At 62.4% G+C, this 14,722-nt stretch carries 15 protein-coding genes; 12 read left to right on the top strand and 3 right to left on the bottom strand.

Translation table 11 applies throughout. The features are described from left to right. Nucleotides 1–26 precede the first annotated feature (26 nt). Both H0Z09_RS01255 and rph read right to left on the bottom strand, forming a co-directional pair. Nucleotides 27–395 carry a DUF4870 domain-containing protein gene (locus H0Z09_RS01255; protein WP_186686345.1) on the bottom strand — a complete coding sequence of 123 codons (369 nt, stop codon included), beginning with the start codon at nt 393–395 and terminating at the stop codon, nt 27–29. A 22-nt stretch (nt 396–417) separates the two neighbouring features. Beyond that, nucleotides 418–1,140 (bottom strand): ribonuclease PH, encoded by a 723-nt coding sequence (gene rph / locus H0Z09_RS01250; protein WP_003176917.1) that lies wholly within the window; start codon nt 1,138–1,140, stop codon nt 418–420. Nucleotides 1,141–1,327: 187 nt separating this feature from the next. On the opposite strand from rph, the gene H0Z09_RS01245 reads away from it, so the two are divergent. The 6 genes from H0Z09_RS01245 (at nt 1,328) to H0Z09_RS01220 (ending at nt 6,639) form a co-directional block, all read left to right on the top strand. Next, a complete protein-coding gene (locus tag H0Z09_RS01245) occupies nt 1,328–2,191 on the top strand; it encodes a YicC/YloC family endoribonuclease (protein WP_186686343.1) in 864 nt (287 codons plus the stop codon). Nucleotides 2,192–2,201: 10 nt separating this feature from the next. Beyond that, nucleotides 2,202–2,822, top strand: coding sequence for a guanylate kinase (gene gmk / locus H0Z09_RS01240; RefSeq protein WP_103734154.1), 621 nt, complete (start codon nt 2,202–2,204; stop codon nt 2,820–2,822). A 167-nt stretch (nt 2,823–2,989) separates the two neighbouring features. After that, nucleotides 2,990–3,253: a DNA-directed RNA polymerase subunit omega gene (gene rpoZ / locus H0Z09_RS01235; protein WP_003176920.1), complete on the top strand. Its 264-nt coding sequence runs from the start codon at nt 2,990–2,992 to the stop codon at nt 3,251–3,253. Between the two features lie 60 nt (nt 3,254–3,313). Then, nucleotides 3,314–5,419 (top strand): bifunctional GTP diphosphokinase/guanosine-3',5'-bis pyrophosphate 3'-pyrophosphohydrolase, encoded by a 2,106-nt coding sequence (spoT, locus tag H0Z09_RS01230; protein WP_169376356.1) that lies wholly within the window; start codon nt 3,314–3,316, stop codon nt 5,417–5,419. A gap of 39 nt (nt 5,420–5,458) precedes the next feature. After that, nucleotides 5,459–5,839 (top strand): RidA family protein, encoded by a 381-nt coding sequence (locus H0Z09_RS01225; RefSeq protein ID WP_003176922.1) that lies wholly within the window; start codon nt 5,459–5,461, stop codon nt 5,837–5,839. A gap of 56 nt (nt 5,840–5,895) precedes the next feature. Further along, nucleotides 5,896–6,639, top strand: coding sequence for a hypothetical protein (locus tag H0Z09_RS01220; protein WP_186686340.1), 744 nt, complete (start codon nt 5,896–5,898; stop codon nt 6,637–6,639). Between the two features lie 140 nt (nt 6,640–6,779). On the opposite strand, the gene H0Z09_RS01215 is transcribed toward H0Z09_RS01220, so the two are convergent. After that, nucleotides 6,780–7,631: an SDR family oxidoreductase gene (locus H0Z09_RS01215; RefSeq protein WP_186686337.1), complete on the bottom strand. Its 852-nt coding sequence runs from the start codon at nt 7,629–7,631 to the stop codon at nt 6,780–6,782. A 188-nt stretch (nt 7,632–7,819) separates the two neighbouring features. Between H0Z09_RS01215 and exbB the strand changes: the two genes are divergently transcribed. From exbB to H0Z09_RS01185, 6 genes are all read left to right on the top strand, one after another. Then, a complete protein-coding gene (gene exbB, locus H0Z09_RS01210; protein ID WP_186686334.1) occupies nt 7,820–8,788 on the top strand; it encodes a tonB-system energizer ExbB in 969 nt (322 codons plus the stop codon). 6 nt (nt 8,789–8,794) lie between these two features. Continuing rightward, on the top strand, nt 8,795–9,220 hold the full coding sequence (gene exbD, locus H0Z09_RS01205; RefSeq protein ID WP_003195519.1) for a TonB system transport protein ExbD: 426 nt from the start codon (nt 8,795–8,797) through the stop codon (nt 9,218–9,220). After that, complete coding sequence (locus H0Z09_RS01200) at nt 9,217–9,966, top strand: energy transducer TonB (protein ID WP_076952048.1); 750 nt, start codon at nt 9,217–9,219, stop codon at nt 9,964–9,966. The genes exbD and H0Z09_RS01200 overlap by 4 nt, the downstream gene beginning before the upstream one ends. A 205-nt stretch (nt 9,967–10,171) precedes the next feature. Further along, complete coding sequence (locus H0Z09_RS01195; protein ID WP_076952049.1) at nt 10,172–11,092, top strand: hydrogen peroxide-inducible genes activator; 921 nt, start codon at nt 10,172–10,174, stop codon at nt 11,090–11,092. A gap of 8 nt (nt 11,093–11,100) precedes the next feature. Then, the gene (gene recG, locus H0Z09_RS01190; RefSeq protein WP_186686331.1) at nt 11,101–13,176 is read left to right on the top strand and encodes an ATP-dependent DNA helicase RecG; all 2,076 of its coding nucleotides are present in this window, start codon (nt 11,101–11,103) and stop codon (nt 13,174–13,176) included. A 77-nt stretch (nt 13,177–13,253) separates the two neighbouring features. Then, nucleotides 13,254–14,654 (top strand): aminoacyl-tRNA deacylase and HDOD domain-containing protein, encoded by a 1,401-nt coding sequence (locus H0Z09_RS01185; RefSeq protein WP_076952051.1) that lies wholly within the window; start codon nt 13,254–13,256, stop codon nt 14,652–14,654. The last annotated feature ends 68 nt before the right edge of the window (nt 14,655–14,722 follow it).

The raw sequence follows: 14,722 nt of genomic DNA, 5'->3' as shown, positions 1-14,722 counted from the left end.
GCTGTCGGTTTTTTTGTGGGTGCTCGTTATTTGACCAGACGCCAAGTCAAGGGATAGCGATAGGCAATCCCCTTGTTGGCCTTGATCGCACCGATGATCGTCAGCACCACGCTCGCGATTGCCAGGGCAGTCATCAGGAAGAACCCAATCACCGCGAAGGCCAGCACTATGCAGACGATCCAGGCCATGGCCACGGTGAGCTGGAAATTCAAGGCTTCCTTGCCCTGATCATCAATGAACGGATCCACTTCCTTTTTCATCTGCCACAGGATCAGCGGGCCGACGACACTGCCGAAGGGGAACACAAACCCCAGGAACGCCGCGAGATGGCACAACATCGCCCCCTGGCGCACTTCGTAGGAAGGCGTAGGCACCGGCATCTGGCTGTCATTCATGGCGTTTCTCCTTGGGTGGGGCTCAGTCAGCCAGAGCGGCGTTCTGCAGTGCGAAGATTTCGGTCATGCCTTTCTGGGCCAGGGCGAGCATGGCGTTGAGCTCGGCCGGCTGGAACGGCGCGCCTTCGGCGGTGCCCTGCACTTCGATGAAGCCACCGGTGCTGGTCATGACCACGTTCAGGTCGGTCTCGGCGGCCGAGTCTTCCAGGTAATCCAGGTCCAGCACGGGCTCGCCCTGGTACATGCCCACCGAGACGGCGGCAATCATTTGCTTGAGCGGGTCACCACCCTTGAGGCCGCCGCGCTTCTTGATCACCTTGAGCGCGTCAACCAGGGCCACCATGGCACCGGTGATGGACGCGGTGCGGGTGCCGCCGTCGGCCTGGATCACGTCGCAGTCGACATACAGGGTCACGTCGCCCAGCTTTGACATGTCCAGTGCCGCGCGCAGGGAGCGGCCGATCAGGCGCTGGATTTCCAGGGTGCGGCCGCCTTGCTTGCCACGGCTGGCTTCACGCTGGTTACGCTCCCCGGTGGCGCGCGGCAGCATGCCGTATTCAGCGGTCAGCCAACCCTGGCCCTGGCCTTTGAGGAAGCGTGGGACGCCGTTTTCGACGCTGACGGTGCAGATCACCTTGGTATCGCCAAACTCGACCAGTACAGACCCCTCGGCGTGTTTGGTGTAGTTGCGGGTGATGCGGATCGAGCGGAGCTGATCGGCAGCGCGACCACTTGGACGTTTCATAGGGAGACACCTGTACTGAGGACGAAAAACTGCCGAGCATTATAGAGCCGTGGACCGATTCGGGGCACTGCTAAAAAATTCGGTTACGAATGCTCGCGTTTGGGCGTGCTCGCCCCACTGCGCTACAATCGCGCGCCTTCTTAACCATCAGCCCGTGATTAACGGGACTGCAACGCGAGGTACCTCCATGGTGCACAGCATGACCGCCTTCGCCCGCGTCGAAAAAGCCGGCGTACAAGGCACCCTGAGCTGGGAATTGCGCTCGGTCAACAGCCGCTACCTGGAGCCGCATCTGCGCCTGCCGGAGTCGTTCCGCGACCTTGAAGGCGCCGTGCGTGAAGCGCTGCGCCAGGGCATCTCTCGGGGCAAACTGGAGTGCACCCTGCGCTTTACCGAAGAAACCACCGGCAAGCCGCTGCAGGTCGATCGCGACCGTGCGGCGCAACTGGTCGCCGCCGCCGAGACCATCGCCGGGCTCATCAAACAGCCTGCCGCGCTCAACCCGTTGGAAGTGCTGGCCTGGCCTGGCGTGCTGGTGGCCGACGCCACCGACCCGCAGGCCCTCAATGCGCAAGCCCTCGCCTTGTTCAACCAGGGCTTGAAGGAACTCAAGGCCGGCCGCGAGCGCGAAGGCGCCGAACTGGCGCGCCTGATCAGCGAGCGCCTGAGCTCCATTGAAGAAGACGTGGTCACCCTGCGCGAGCTGGTGCCGCAGATGCTCGCCACCCAGCGTCAGAAGGTGCTCGACCGCTTCACCGACATGAAAGCCGACCTCGACCCCACGCGCCTGGAACAGGAAATGGTGCTGCTGGCACAGAAGAGCGACGTCGCCGAAGAGCTCGACCGCCTGAGCACGCACATCCTTGAAGTGCGCCGCGTGCTCAAGTCGGGCGGTGCCGCCGGTCGGCGCCTGGACTTCCTGATGCAGGAACTCAACCGCGAAGCCAATACACTCGGCTCCAAAGCGTTCGATCCGCGCAGCACCACGGCGGCGGTCAACCTCAAAGTGTTGATCGAGCAGATGCGCGAACAAGTACAGAATATTGAGTAAGGCAACCTCCATGACCCATAGCACCGGCACCCTTTACATCATTTCCGCCCCTTCGGGCGCGGGCAAGAGCAGCCTGGTCAAGGCCCTCACCGACGCTGACGAGCAGATCCGCATCTCGGTCTCCCACACCACCCGCGCCATGCGTCCGGGTGAGGTGGACGGCGTGCACTACCACTTCGTCGAGCGCACCGAGTTCGTCAAGATGATCGAGCACGGTGACTTCCTCGAACGCGCCGAAGTGTTCGGCAACCTTTATGGGACGTCGCAAAGCCACCTGCAGCAGACCCTGGATGAAGGCCACGACCTGATCCTGGAAATCGACTGGCAGGGCGCCGAGCAAGTGCGCCAATTAATGCCCAAGGCGCGCTCGATCTTCATCCTTCCGCCCTCCCTGGAAGCCTTGCACCAGCGCCTGACCAACCGTGGCCAGGACAGTGACGAGATCATCGAAGGCCGTATGCGCGAAGCCGTCAGCGAAATGAGCCACTACGTCGACTACGACTACCTGATCATCAATGACGACTTTGCCCACGCACTGGATGATTTGAAGGCGATTTTCCGCGCCAACCAGCTTCAGCAGAAGCGCCAGCAGCAGCGTTTCGGCAAATTATTGGCCGAACTGCTCGGCTGATTGGCTCTTCCCAAAACCGCTGCAAGCGCTTTACATTGGCACTTGCAGCGCTTTTGCCAGGGCCCGCGCAAAATCAGCGCTTCCCTTAACGCTGGTGTTTTTTTAAACTGCTCAGTCCGCTCGCCCAACCGGGCAGCGCGCATCTTGCATTCGCTCCGAGGAATACCATGGCCCGCGTAACCGTTGAAGACTGCCTAGAACACGTGGATAACCGCTTTGAGCTGGTCATGCTCTCTACCAAGCGTGCCCGTCAACTGGCCACTGGCGGCAAAGAGCCCCTGGTCCAGTGGGAAAACGACAAGCCTACCGTTGTGGCCCTGCGTGAAATCGCCGAAGGCCTGATGAGCTACGAGTTCATCGCCAACGCTGAAATCGTTGAAGACGAACCGCTGTTTGCAGCGTTCGAGGACGAGTCCAACGAGGCCGTCTAAGCCTATGCCTGGTCGACGTAGCACGGCGCGGGGTCACAGCCAACGGCAGGAGTTCATCCTTTGCCGAGCATAGACGCCCTCGCCGATCGCTTATCGGCCTACCTCGGCCCAGACCAGGTCAACCTGGTCCGCCGAGCGTATTTCTACGCCGAACAAGCCCACGACGGCCAACGCCGCCGCAGTGGCGAGGCGTATGTCACCCATCCTCTTGCGGTGGCAAACATTCTTGCCGACATGCACATGGACCATCAGAGCCTGATGGCCGCGATGCTGCATGACGTGATCGAAGACACCGGCATCGCCAAGGAAGCGCTCAGCGCGCAATTTGGCGAAACCGTGGCCGAACTGGTCGACGGGGTCAGCAAACTGACCCAGATGAACTTCGAGACCAAGGCCGAGGCCCAGGCGGAAAATTTCCAGAAAATGGCCATGGCCATGGCGCGCGATATTCGCGTGATCCTGGTCAAGCTCGCCGACCGGCTGCACAACATGCGCACGCTGGAAGTGCTCTCCGGCGAAAAGCGCCGGCGCATCGCCAAGGAAACCCTGGAAATCTACGCGCCCATCGCCAACCGGCTGGGCATGCACGCCATTCGTATCGAATTCGAAGACCTCGGCTTCAAGGCCATGCACCCGATGCGTTCGGCGCGCATCTACCAGGCGGTCAAGCGCGCCCGGGGCAATCGCAAGGAAATCGTCAACAAGATTGAAGAGTCGCTGAGCCATTGCCTGGCGATCGACGAGATCGAGGGCGAAGTCAGCGGCCGGCAGAAGCACATCTACGGCATCTACAAGAAGATGCGCGGCAAGCGTCGGGCCTTCAACGAAATCATGGACGTGTACGCGTTCCGGATCATCGTCGACAAGGTCGACACCTGCTACCGCGTGCTAGGCGCTGTACATAATTTGTACAAACCCTTGCCTGGGCGCTTTAAGGATTACATAGCCATTCCCAAGGCCAACGGCTATCAGTCGCTGCATACCACGCTGTTCGGTATGCATGGCGTGCCGATCGAGATCCAGATCCGCACCCAGGAAATGGAAGAGATGGCCAACAATGGCATCGCCGCCCATTGGCTGTACAAATCCAGCGGCGACGAGCAGCCCAAGGGCACCCATGCCCGCGCCCGCCAGTGGGTCAAGGGCGTGCTGGAAATGCAGCAACGTGCGGGCAACTCCCTCGAATTCATCGAAAGCGTGAAGATCGACCTGTTCCCGGACGAGGTCTACGTATTCACGCCCAAGGGCCGGATCATGGAGCTGCCCAAGGGCTCCACGGCGGTCGACTTTGCCTACGCGGTGCATACCGACGTGGGCAACAGCTGCATTGCCTGTCGGATCAATCGTCGTCTCGCACCGCTGTCCGAACCGCTGCAGAGCGGCTCCACGGTCGAGATCGTCAGCGCTCCGGGCGCGCGCCCCAACCCGGCCTGGCTCAACTTCGTGGTCACCGGCAAGGCGCGCACGCACATCCGTCACGCCCTGAAATTGCAGCGCCGTTCCGAGTCCATCAGCCTCGGCGAACGCTTGCTCAATAAAGTGCTCAATGGTTTCGACAGTGCCCTGGACAAGATTCCCACGGAGCGCGTGCAGGCGATGCTCCACGAGTATCGCCAGGAAACCATCGAAGATCTGCTGGAAGACATCGGCCTGGGCAACCGCATGGCCTACGTGGTCGCCCGCCGCCTGTTGGGCGAAGGCGAACAGTTGCCAAGCCCGGAAGGTCCCCTGGCGATTCGCGGTACCGAGGGCCTGGTACTCAGCTACGCCAAATGTTGCACGCCAATCCCGGGCGACCCGATTGTCGGCCACCTGTCCGCCGGCAAGGGCATGGTCGTGCACCTGGACAACTGCCGCAACATCACCGAAATCCGTCACAACCCGGAAAAATGCATCCAGCTTTCATGGGCCAAGGATGTCACCGGCGAATTCAACGTCGAGCTGCGGGTGGAGCTCGAGCACCAGCGCGGCCTGATCGCCCTGCTCGCCAGCAGCGTCAACGCGGCCGACGGCAATATCGAGAAAATCAGCATGGACGAGCGCGATGGTCGCATCAGCGTGGTCCAATTGGTGGTCAGTGTGCACGACCGCGTGCACCTGGCCCGCGTGATCAAGAAGCTACGCGCCTTGACCGGTGTGATCCGCATCACTCGCATGCGGGCATAGCCCTTCAAATACGTCATCACCTCTTACAAGGAGTCATAAATGACCAAGACCGTTATCACCAGCGACAAAGCCCCGGCCGCCATCGGCACTTACTCCCAGGCGATCAAGGCGGGCAACACCGTCTACATGTCCGGCCAGATCCCGCTGGACCCAAAGACCATGGAACTGGTTGAAGGCTTTGAAGCACAGACCGTCCAGGTCTTCGAAAACCTCAAGTCGGTTGCCGAAGCCGCCGGCGGTTCGTTCAAAGACATCGTCAAGCTGAACATCTTCCTCACCGACCTGAGTCACTTCGCCAAGGTCAACGAGATCATGGGCAAGTACTTCGAACAGCCGTACCCGGCCCGCGCCGCCATCGGCGTTGCTGCCCTGCCAAAGGGCGCACAGGTTGAGATGGACGCGATTCTGGTCATCGAGTAAAACACCCGGCGCAGCCCCCAAAGGTTGCGCCGACTTCGTTTTAAAAGGATTTCATGATGCGCAAAGCGCTTGTAGCCTCATCCATGCTCGCCCTGTTGCTCGGCGGCTGCGCCAGCAACCCTGCCAACCTGGATGTGAGCGGCACCTGGATCAACCAGGTCGCCATCGATGCGGCAGCCAAGGGCGGCCCTTTGCGCGAAGCCCTGCAGAGCTATGGCCCGAACCTCGAATGGGAGGTCAATACTAAGGCCTCGCAGGCGCGCTACTACAACGGCTTTGAAGTAGCGGAAGGCAAGTTGTTGGGTGAAAAATCCGGCGCCTGGAGCGTAGATTTCTACGGCAGCTCCGCCACCGAACTCAAGCGCAAAGGCAAACAACTGCTGCAAGTGGCCAACGACAACGAGCCGCAGCAGCTGTTTGCCCGCCCCAAAGACCCGGCCCCGGAAGGCGCGCCATTGGGTGCCAACTTCGAGCGGGCGCTGTATGCGGCATACATGGGCGGCGACTGGAAGATCACCGACGGCTTTGGCAACGGCGCCATCGTGCAGTTCCAGGCCGACGGCAAAGTGGTCGGCCTGCCCAGGGTTGATCGGTATTCCTTATGCCTGGCGGGCGATTGCGCCTCCATGAGCGGCGGCTATGACAGCATCTGGCTGCAACTGAATGGCCAGGGCAACCCTTGGATTTTCACGCGCAAGGGCAAGCAGCTGGAAATCTTCCAGGCGATCAATACGGCGCAGACGGATGAGGTGCCTCAGTTCACCCCAGGCCCCCGCCAATGGCTGCTTGAAAAGCAATAACCAGCCAAACACAGATCCAAATGTGGGAGCGGGCTAGTGTGGGAGCGGGCTTGCTCGCGAAAGCGGAGTGTCTGTTACTGAATTTGTTGCTGATACACCGCATTCGCGAGCAAGCCCGCTCCCACAGTTTTAACCGCGTTTCAGCCTTTGAGAATGGCGGCGTAGCCTTCACGATACGTCGGATAGGTTGGTGTCCAGCCCAACGCCTTGATGCGCGCATTACTGCACTGTTTACTGCCGGCCCGCCGCACACTGGCGTCCTCGGACCACTGCGTCACGCCCAGATACTCACGCAACCACGCCACCACTTCTGCCAGCGGCGCGGGCGCATCGTCGACGCCGATGTAGATCTTGTCCAGCGAACCGCCCTTTTCCACATGCCGCAACAAAAATGCCAGCAAACCCGCCGCGTCATCCGCATGAATCCGGTTGCCATATAAAGGTGGATCGACTGCTACACGGTAGCCTTGGCGCACTTGAGTCAGCAGCCATTCGCGGCCCGGCCCATAAATACCGGTCAGGCGCACGATGCTGGCCGGGATGCCGCTAGTGAGCGCCACTTGCTCGGCCTCCAGCATCACCTGCCCGGAATAACCCTTCGCCTGAGTCGGCGACGTCTCGTCGACCCATTCGCCATCCTGCTGCCCGTAGACGCTGCTGCTGGACACAAACAACAGGTGTTTCGGCTCCTGGCCATAGTCGCCCAGCCATTCCAGCACATGTTTCAACCCTTGGACGTAAGCCGCGCGATAGCCGGCCTCGTCGTGGTCTGTCGCGGCGGCGCAGTACACCAGGTAATCCACCCCGCCGATGGGCCAGGTGTCGGGACAATCCTTGCTGAACAGGTCGCCGGCAATGCCGATCACCCCGTCGGGCAGCCGTGAAATATCACGCCGCAGGCCATGAACCTCCCATCCAGAGACGAGCAATTGGCTAGCCAGCCGGCTACCCACATCGCCACAACCGGCAATCACAACAGAAGGCGCTGACATCACAAAACTCCGTACTGAAAGGTCTAGATTAGCGGTCACAGCAGACCGGCGGCCATAAAAAGCACAAATAAAGTTACTGTATTACTTTAGTTAACAAGAATTACTTGCAATAATAACCGCCCATTTGTCCTCGACCCCTCAGGGTCTGGAAGGACGATCACTCATTTTTTTACTCAGGTCCGGCCAGCATGACACGTATGACAAACCCCGCTTCGCCAACCAAGCTTCACAGCCCATCCCGCGCCTGGCGCGCGATTGCTGCGCTGCTGTTCAGCGTTTTGCTGGCACCGACCGCCGCCTTCGCGGATGCCACGGCACCTGCTGCGCCGGCTGCTGCCGAGCAGAATGCAGCTCCAGCCCCGCCTGCCGCTGCTCCGGCCGCTACCGCACCGGCTGCGCCTGCCGCCGCCGATGACACTGGCGTAGTGCTGGAAGAAGACAACACACTGGGCATGGCCCATGACCTGTCGCCATGGGGCATGTATCAGAACGCTGACGTAGTGGTAAAAGCCGTCATGATCGGCCTGGCCATCGCCTCGATCATCACCTGGACCATCTGGATCGCCAAGGGCTTCGAGCTGCTGGGCGCCAAGCGCCGCCTGCGTAACGAAATCGTCCACCTGAAAAAAGCCACCACCCTCAAGGAAGCCAGCGAAAGCGCGACCAAGAAAGGCACCCTGGCCAACACCCTGGTGCACGATGCGCTCGAAGAGATGCGCCTGTCGGCCAACGCCCGCGAAAAAGAAGGCATCAAGGAACGTGTTGCTTTCCGCCTGGAGCGCCTGGTAGCGGCCTGCGGTCGTAACATGAGCAGCGGCACCGGCGTGCTAGCGACCATTGGTTCAACTGCGCCGTTCGTCGGCCTGTTCGGTACCGTGTGGGGCATCATGAACAGCTTCATCGGCATCGCCAAAACCCAGACCACCAACCTCGCCGTCGTTGCCCCAGGCATCGCCGAAGCCCTGCTGGCGACAGCCTTGGGCCTGGTTGCGGCGATTCCCGCGGTGGTGATCTACAACGTCTTCGCCCGTTCGATTGCCGGCTACAAGGCCCAGGTATCGGACGCGTCGGCAGAAGTCCTGCTGCTGGTCAGCCGCGACCTCGATCACCTGCCTACCGAGCGCAGCTCGCAACCGCACATGGTGAAAGTGGGGTAATCGGCCATGGGCCTGCATTTGAATCAAGGCGACGACGAACTCGTCGAGAACCACGAAATCAACGTCACGCCGTTTATCGACGTGATGCTGGTGCTGCTGATCATCTTCATGGTGGCGGCGCCGCTGGCGACCGTGGATATCAAGGTCGACCTGCCCGCGTCCAGCGCCAAGCCGGCGCCGCGGCCGGAGAAACCGATCTTCCTCAGCGTCAAGGCGGATCAACGCCTGTTCCTGGGCGAAGAGGAAGTCAAGGCTGAAACCCTGGGCCCGGTGCTGGACGCCAAGACCCAAGGCAAGAAAGACACGACGATCTTCTTCCAGGCCGACAAGGGCGTGGACTACGGCGACCTGATGAGCGTGATGGATGCCCTGCGGGCAGCCGGCTACCTCAAGGTAGGCCTGGTCGGACTTGAGACGGCAGCCAAGAAATGATCACGACGCGCCACAAACTGACGCGTTATGGCACCAGCCTCGCCGTCGTGCTGGGCGTGCATGCCGTCGCGATCGCTATCGCGCTTCACTGGTCGGCGCCGCGCACGGTGCAGTTGCCACCGGCTGCCATGGTCATCGACCTGGCACCGATGCCAGCACCACCGCCGCCGGCACCGCCCAAAGTCGTGACGCCGCCGCAACCGCCTGCACCGGTGGAAGAGCTGCCCTTGCCGAAACTGGCCGAGGCGCCCAAGCCGACTATCCAGGTGCCCAAGCCGGTCAAGCCCAAGCCCAAACCGCAGCCGCCCAAGCCTGTGGAGAAAAAGATCGAGCCGCCCAAGGAGAAACCGTCCGAGGACCCGCCGAGCGAAACACCACCGACCCAGGCGCCCGCTGAAAAATCGGCCCAGCCCGTTCCTGGCCCGTCGCCGCAGCAGATCGCCGCCAAGGCGTCCTGGGAAGGCACGCTGCTGGCGCACTTGCAGAAGTACAAGAAGTACCCGCCAGGTGCCCAGGCCCGTGGGAAGGAAGGCCTGAACCGCCTGAAGTTCGTGGTGGATGCCGACGGCAACGTGCTGTCCTACGAGTTGGTGGGCCGCTCCGGCAACGCCGACCTGGACCGCGCCACGCTGGACATGATCCGTCGTGCCCAGCCGCTGCCCAAGCCTCCGGCCGACATGCTCAAAGGCGGCAGCATCGAGATCGTTGCACCGTTCGTGTACAACATCGAGAAGCGTCGCCGCTGACGCTGTGGGAGCTGGCTTGCCTGCGATAGCATCACCTCGAACTGCCTGATACACCGAGGTGTCTGCACCGCAGGCAAGCCAGCTCCCACAACATCGCTTCAGTAAAATCCCCGGAATTCCCCGCTCAATCCCCACCCAACTTCTGATAACGTGCGTCTATCGATTGCAGCCGGTATGCTTGGCTCGCACCTCATGGACGCCCGCTATGACTCTTACAGAATTACGCTACATCGTTACCCTCGCCCAAGAGCAGCACTTCGGTCACGCGGCCGAGCGTTGCCACGTCAGTCAGCCGACGCTGTCGGTGGGCGTGAAGAAACTTGAAGACGAACTCGGTGTGCTGATTTTCGAGCGCAGCAAGAGCGCCGTGCGCCTGACTCCGGTGGGCGAAGGCATCGTGGCCCAGGCCCAGAAGGTGCTGGAGCAAGCGCAAAGCATTCGCGAACTGGCCCAGGCCGGCAAGAACCAGCTGACCGCGCCGCTGAAAGTCGGCGCCATCTACACCGTCGGGCCGTACCTGTTCCCGCACCTGATCCCGCAACTGCACCGCGTCGCGCCGCAGATGCCGCTGTATATCGAAGAAAACTTCACCCACGTGCTGCGCGACAAACTGCGCAACGGCGAGCTGGACGCGATCATCATCGCCCTGCCGTTCAATGAGGCGGACGTACTGACCCTGCCGCTCTATGACGAGCCATTCTACGTATTGATGCCCGCTTCCCACCCCTGGACGCAAAAAGCCACCATCGATGCCGGCCTGCTCAACGACAAGAGCCTGCTGCTGCTCGGCGAAGGCCACTGCTTCCGCGATCAGGTGCTGGAAGCCTGCCCGACCCTGACCAAGGGCAACGACGGCGCCAAGCACACCACGGTGGAGTCCAGCTCCCTGGAAACCATTCGTCACATGGTCGCTTCGGGCCTGGGCATATCGATCCTGCCGTTGTCGGCTGTAGACAGCCATCACTACGCCCCCGGCGTGATCGAAGTGCGCCCACTGACGCCACCGGTGCCATTTCGCACCGTGGCAATCGCCTGGCGCGCCAGCTTCCCACGGCCCAAAGCGATTGAAATCCTGGCCGACTCGATCCGACTCTGCTCGGTGGCCAAGCCGACTGCTGCGAGCTGAGCCACGGTATGACTGAGCTGTCGCAGGTGTCGGTGACGGCACTCAAGGGTGTCGGTGAAGCCATGGCCGAGAAACTAGCCAAGGTCGGGTTGGAGAACCTCCAGGACGTGCTGTTCCACCTGCCCCTGCGCTACCAGGACCGAACCCGCGTGGTGCCCATCGGCCAGTTGCGCCCAGGGCAGGACGCGGTGGTCGAAGGCACCGTCAGCGGTGCCGATGTGGTGATGGGCAAGCGCCGCAGCCTGGTGGTGCGCCTGCAGGACGGCACCGGCGGCTTGAGCCTGCGCTTTTACCACTTCAGCAACGCGCAGAAAGAGGGCCTCAAGCGTGGCACCCGCGTGCGCTGTTACGGCGAAGCGCGGCCCGGCGCATCAGGCCTGGAGATCTACCACCCGGAATACCGCGCCATCACTGGCGATGAGCCGCCACCGGTCGACACCACGCTTACCCCCATCTACCCGCTCACCGAAGGCCTGACCCAGCAACGCCTGCGCCAACTGTGCATGCAGACCCTGGCCCTGCTCGGCCCGAAAAGCCTGCCCGACTGGCTGCCGCTGGAACTGGCCCGCGACTATCAATTGGCGCCGCTGGCCGATGCGATCCGCTACCTGCATCACCCACCGGCCGACGCCGATGTCGACGAACTGGCACTCGGTCATCACTGGGCCCAGCACCGCCTGGCCTTTGAAGAACTGCTGACCCACCAGCTTTCCCAGCAACGCCTGCGCGAAAGCATGCGTTCCCTGCGTGCGCCGGCGATGCCCAAGGCCACACGCTTGCCTGCGCAATACCTGGCCAACCTGGGCTTTGCGCCCACCGGCGCCCAGCAGCGTGTCGGCAATGAAATCGCCTACGACCTCAGCCAGAACGAACCGATGCTGCGGCTGATCCAGGGCGACGTCGGCGCGGGCAAAACCGTGGTCGCCGCCCTCGCCGCCCTGCAAGCCCTGGAAGCCGGCTACCAGGTGGCGCTGATGGCGCCCACCGAGATCCTTGCCGAGCAGCACTTCATCACCTTCAAACGCTGGCTCGAACCGCTGGGCCTGGAAGTGGCGTGGCTGGCCGGCAAGCTCAAGGGCAAGGTGCGCGCGGCGGCGCTGGAACAGATCGCCGGCGGCGCACCGATGGTGGTGGGCACCCACGCGCTGTTCCAGGACGAAGTGCAGTTCAAGAGCCTTGCCCTGGTGATCATCGACGAACAGCACCGCTTCGGCGTGCAACAGCGCCTGGCCCTGCGCCAGAAAGGCGTGGGCGGGCGCATGAACCCGCATCAACTGATCATGACCGCCACGCCGATCCCACGGACCCTGGCGATGAGTGCCTACGCCGACCTCGACACTTCGATCCTCGACGAGCTGCCGCCAGGCCGTACGCCGGTCAATACCGTGCTGGTAACCGACACCCGGCGTGTCGAGGTGATTGAGCGCGTGCGCGGCGCCTGTGCCGAAGGCCGCCAGGCTTATTGGGTGTGCACGCTGATCGAGGAGTCCGAAGAACTGACCTGCCAGGCGGCCGAAACCACCTTTGAAGACCTCACCAGCGCCCTCGGTGAACTCAAGGTCGGGCTGATTCACGGTCGCATGAAGCCTGCGGAAAAGGCGGCGGTCATGGCCGAGTTCAAGGCAGGCAACTTGCAATTGCTGGTGGCCACCACGGTGATCGAAGTCGGCGTGGACGTGCCCAACGCCAGCCTGATGATCATCGAGAACCCCGAGCGCCTGGGCCTGGCGCAGTTGCACCAGTTGCGCGGTCGTGTCGGCCGGGGCAGCGCGGCCAGCCATTGCGTGCTGCTCTATCACCCGCCGCTGTCACAGATCGGTCGCCAGCGCCTGGGCATCATGCGTGAAACCAATGACGGTTTCGTCATCGCCGAAAAAGACCTCGAACTGCGCGGCCCCGGCGAAATGCTCGGCACTCGCCAGACCGGCCTGCTGCAATTCAAGGTGGCCGACCTGATGCGCGACGCCGATTTGCTCCCCGCCGTGCGCGATGCGGCGCAAGCGTTGATGGAACGCTGGCCGGAACATGTCAGCCCGTTGCTGGATCGCTGGCTCAGGCACGGGCAGCAATACGGTCAAGTGTGACGCCCGACGCACTTAACCGACCTACAGGTGTGTCAAGCTGGTTATACTTCGACGACTGTACGAAATTGGATCAGGCCATGTCAGAAGTTGCCCTCGCCACAGCCCCACTGACCGCCCCGCCGGTCATTCGGGCTCTGCTCGCAAAACTCGCCGTCCCCTACGCGGAAGTCGCCGATCTACCGGGCCTGAATCCTGCACGAAAGGTCCAGGCGGTTTTGCTGGAAGACGCGGTGGGTGCGCTGATGGTGCTATTTCCGCAGAGCCAGTTGCTCGACCTCAACCGCCTCACCGAGCTCACCGGGCGACGCCTCACGGCCGTGTCGCCGGATCGCGTCAGGCGCATGTTGGACAAGCATGACCTGAGCCTGCTGCCGGGCCTGCCGCCCCTCACCAGTTCGCCGTGCCTGTACGAAGGCAGCCTGCTCGACGAGCCGAGCCTGCTGGTGCACTCGGGCGAAGCCGGGTTGCTGCTGGACATCCCCAGCGATGCCTTCAAGACCATGCTCACCAAGGCCAGCGCCGCGCATTTTGGCGAGCCGCTGAGCAATATTCGTCCCAACCTCGACCGCCCGAACGATGACCGCGAGGAAATCACCCAGGCGATGCAAGCGTTCACCGCGCGCCGTATCCAGCAGCGCCTGGAAGCGACGATCGAGATCCCACCGCTGGCGGATACCGCGCAAAAGATCATCAAGCTGCGTGTCGACCCCAACGCCACCATTGATGACATCACCAGCGTGGTGGAAACCGATCCCGCGCTGGCCGCGCAGGTCGTGAGCTGGGCGGCGTCGCCGTACTACGCGTCGCCGGGCAAGATCCGCTCGGTGGAAGACGCGATCGTGCGCGTGCTGGGTTTTGACCTGGTGATAAACCTGGCGCTGGGCCTGGCCTTGGGCAAGACCCTGAGCCTGCCCAAGGACCACCCGCACCAGGCCACGCCGTACTGGCACCAATCCATCTACACCGCCGCCGTGATCGAAGGCCTGACCCGCGCCATGCCCCGCGCCCAGCGCCCGGAAGCCGGCCTGACCTACCTGGCCGGCTTGCTGCACAACTTCGGTTATCTGCTGCTGGCCCACGTGTTCCCGCCGCACTTCTCGCTGATCTGCCGGCACCTGGAGGTCAACCCGCACCTGTGCCACAGCTACGTCGAGCAACACTTGCTGGGCATCAGCCGCGAACAGATCGGTGCCTGGCTGATGCGTTACTGGGACATGCCGGACGAACTGTCCACCGCCCTGCGCTTCCAGCACGACCCGACGTACGACGGCCAATATGCCGAGTACCCGAACCTGGTGTGCCTGGCCGTGCGCCTGTTGCGCAGCCGCGGCATCGGCTCCGGGCCGGATGAAGCGATTCCGGATGCATTGCTGGAGCGGTTGGGGTTGAGCCGTGACAAGGCTGAAGAGGTGGTCGGCAAGGTGCTGGATGCCGAGGTGTTGTTGCGGGAGCTGGCGTCCCAGTTCAGCCAGGGCTGAATCCGTCGCCTGTCAGACCGCTATCGCAGGCAAGCCAGCTCCCACAGGTAACCGCATTCCAAAGTTGG

It is taken from the genome of Pseudomonas sp. SWRI18, from assembly GCF_014268345.1.
Lineage (GTDB): Bacteria > Pseudomonadota > Gammaproteobacteria > Pseudomonadales > Pseudomonadaceae > Aquipseudomonas > Aquipseudomonas cedrina.
Note: the sequence above shows the minus strand (reverse complement) of the source record. Positions and strands in the feature narration are given on the sequence as shown.

Excerpts from the sequence above, each read along its gene's own strand:
- H0Z09_RS01195 (WP_076952049.1), top strand. The coding sequence starts at position 10,172 with ATGACTCTTACAGAATTACGCTACATCGTTACCCTCGCCCAAGAGCAG.
- H0Z09_RS01185 (WP_076952051.1), top strand. The coding sequence starts at position 13,254 with ATGTCAGAAGTTGCCCTCGCCACAGCCCCACTGACCGCCCCGCCGGTC.
- H0Z09_RS01255 (WP_186686345.1), bottom strand. The coding sequence starts at position 395 with ATGAATGACAGCCAGATGCCGGTGCCTACGCCTTCCTACGAAGTGCGC.
- exbD (WP_003195519.1), top strand. The coding sequence starts at position 8,795 with ATGGGCCTGCATTTGAATCAAGGCGACGACGAACTCGTCGAGAACCAC.
- rph (WP_003176917.1), bottom strand. The coding sequence starts at position 1,140 with ATGAAACGTCCAAGTGGTCGCGCTGCCGATCAGCTCCGCTCGATCCGC.
- gmk (WP_103734154.1), top strand. The coding sequence starts at position 2,202 with ATGACCCATAGCACCGGCACCCTTTACATCATTTCCGCCCCTTCGGGC.
- H0Z09_RS01245 (WP_186686343.1), top strand. The coding sequence starts at position 1,328 with ATGGTGCACAGCATGACCGCCTTCGCCCGCGTCGAAAAAGCCGGCGTA.
- H0Z09_RS01215 (WP_186686337.1), bottom strand. The coding sequence starts at position 7,631 with ATGTCAGCGCCTTCTGTTGTGATTGCCGGTTGTGGCGATGTGGGTAGC.
- H0Z09_RS01220 (WP_186686340.1), top strand. The coding sequence starts at position 5,896 with ATGCGCAAAGCGCTTGTAGCCTCATCCATGCTCGCCCTGTTGCTCGGC.
- recG (WP_186686331.1), top strand. The coding sequence starts at position 11,101 with ATGACTGAGCTGTCGCAGGTGTCGGTGACGGCACTCAAGGGTGTCGGT.
- exbB (WP_186686334.1), top strand. The coding sequence starts at position 7,820 with ATGACACGTATGACAAACCCCGCTTCGCCAACCAAGCTTCACAGCCCA.
- H0Z09_RS01225 (WP_003176922.1), top strand. The coding sequence starts at position 5,459 with ATGACCAAGACCGTTATCACCAGCGACAAAGCCCCGGCCGCCATCGGC.
- rpoZ (WP_003176920.1), top strand. The coding sequence starts at position 2,990 with ATGGCCCGCGTAACCGTTGAAGACTGCCTAGAACACGTGGATAACCGC.
- H0Z09_RS01200 (WP_076952048.1), top strand. The coding sequence starts at position 9,217 with ATGATCACGACGCGCCACAAACTGACGCGTTATGGCACCAGCCTCGCC.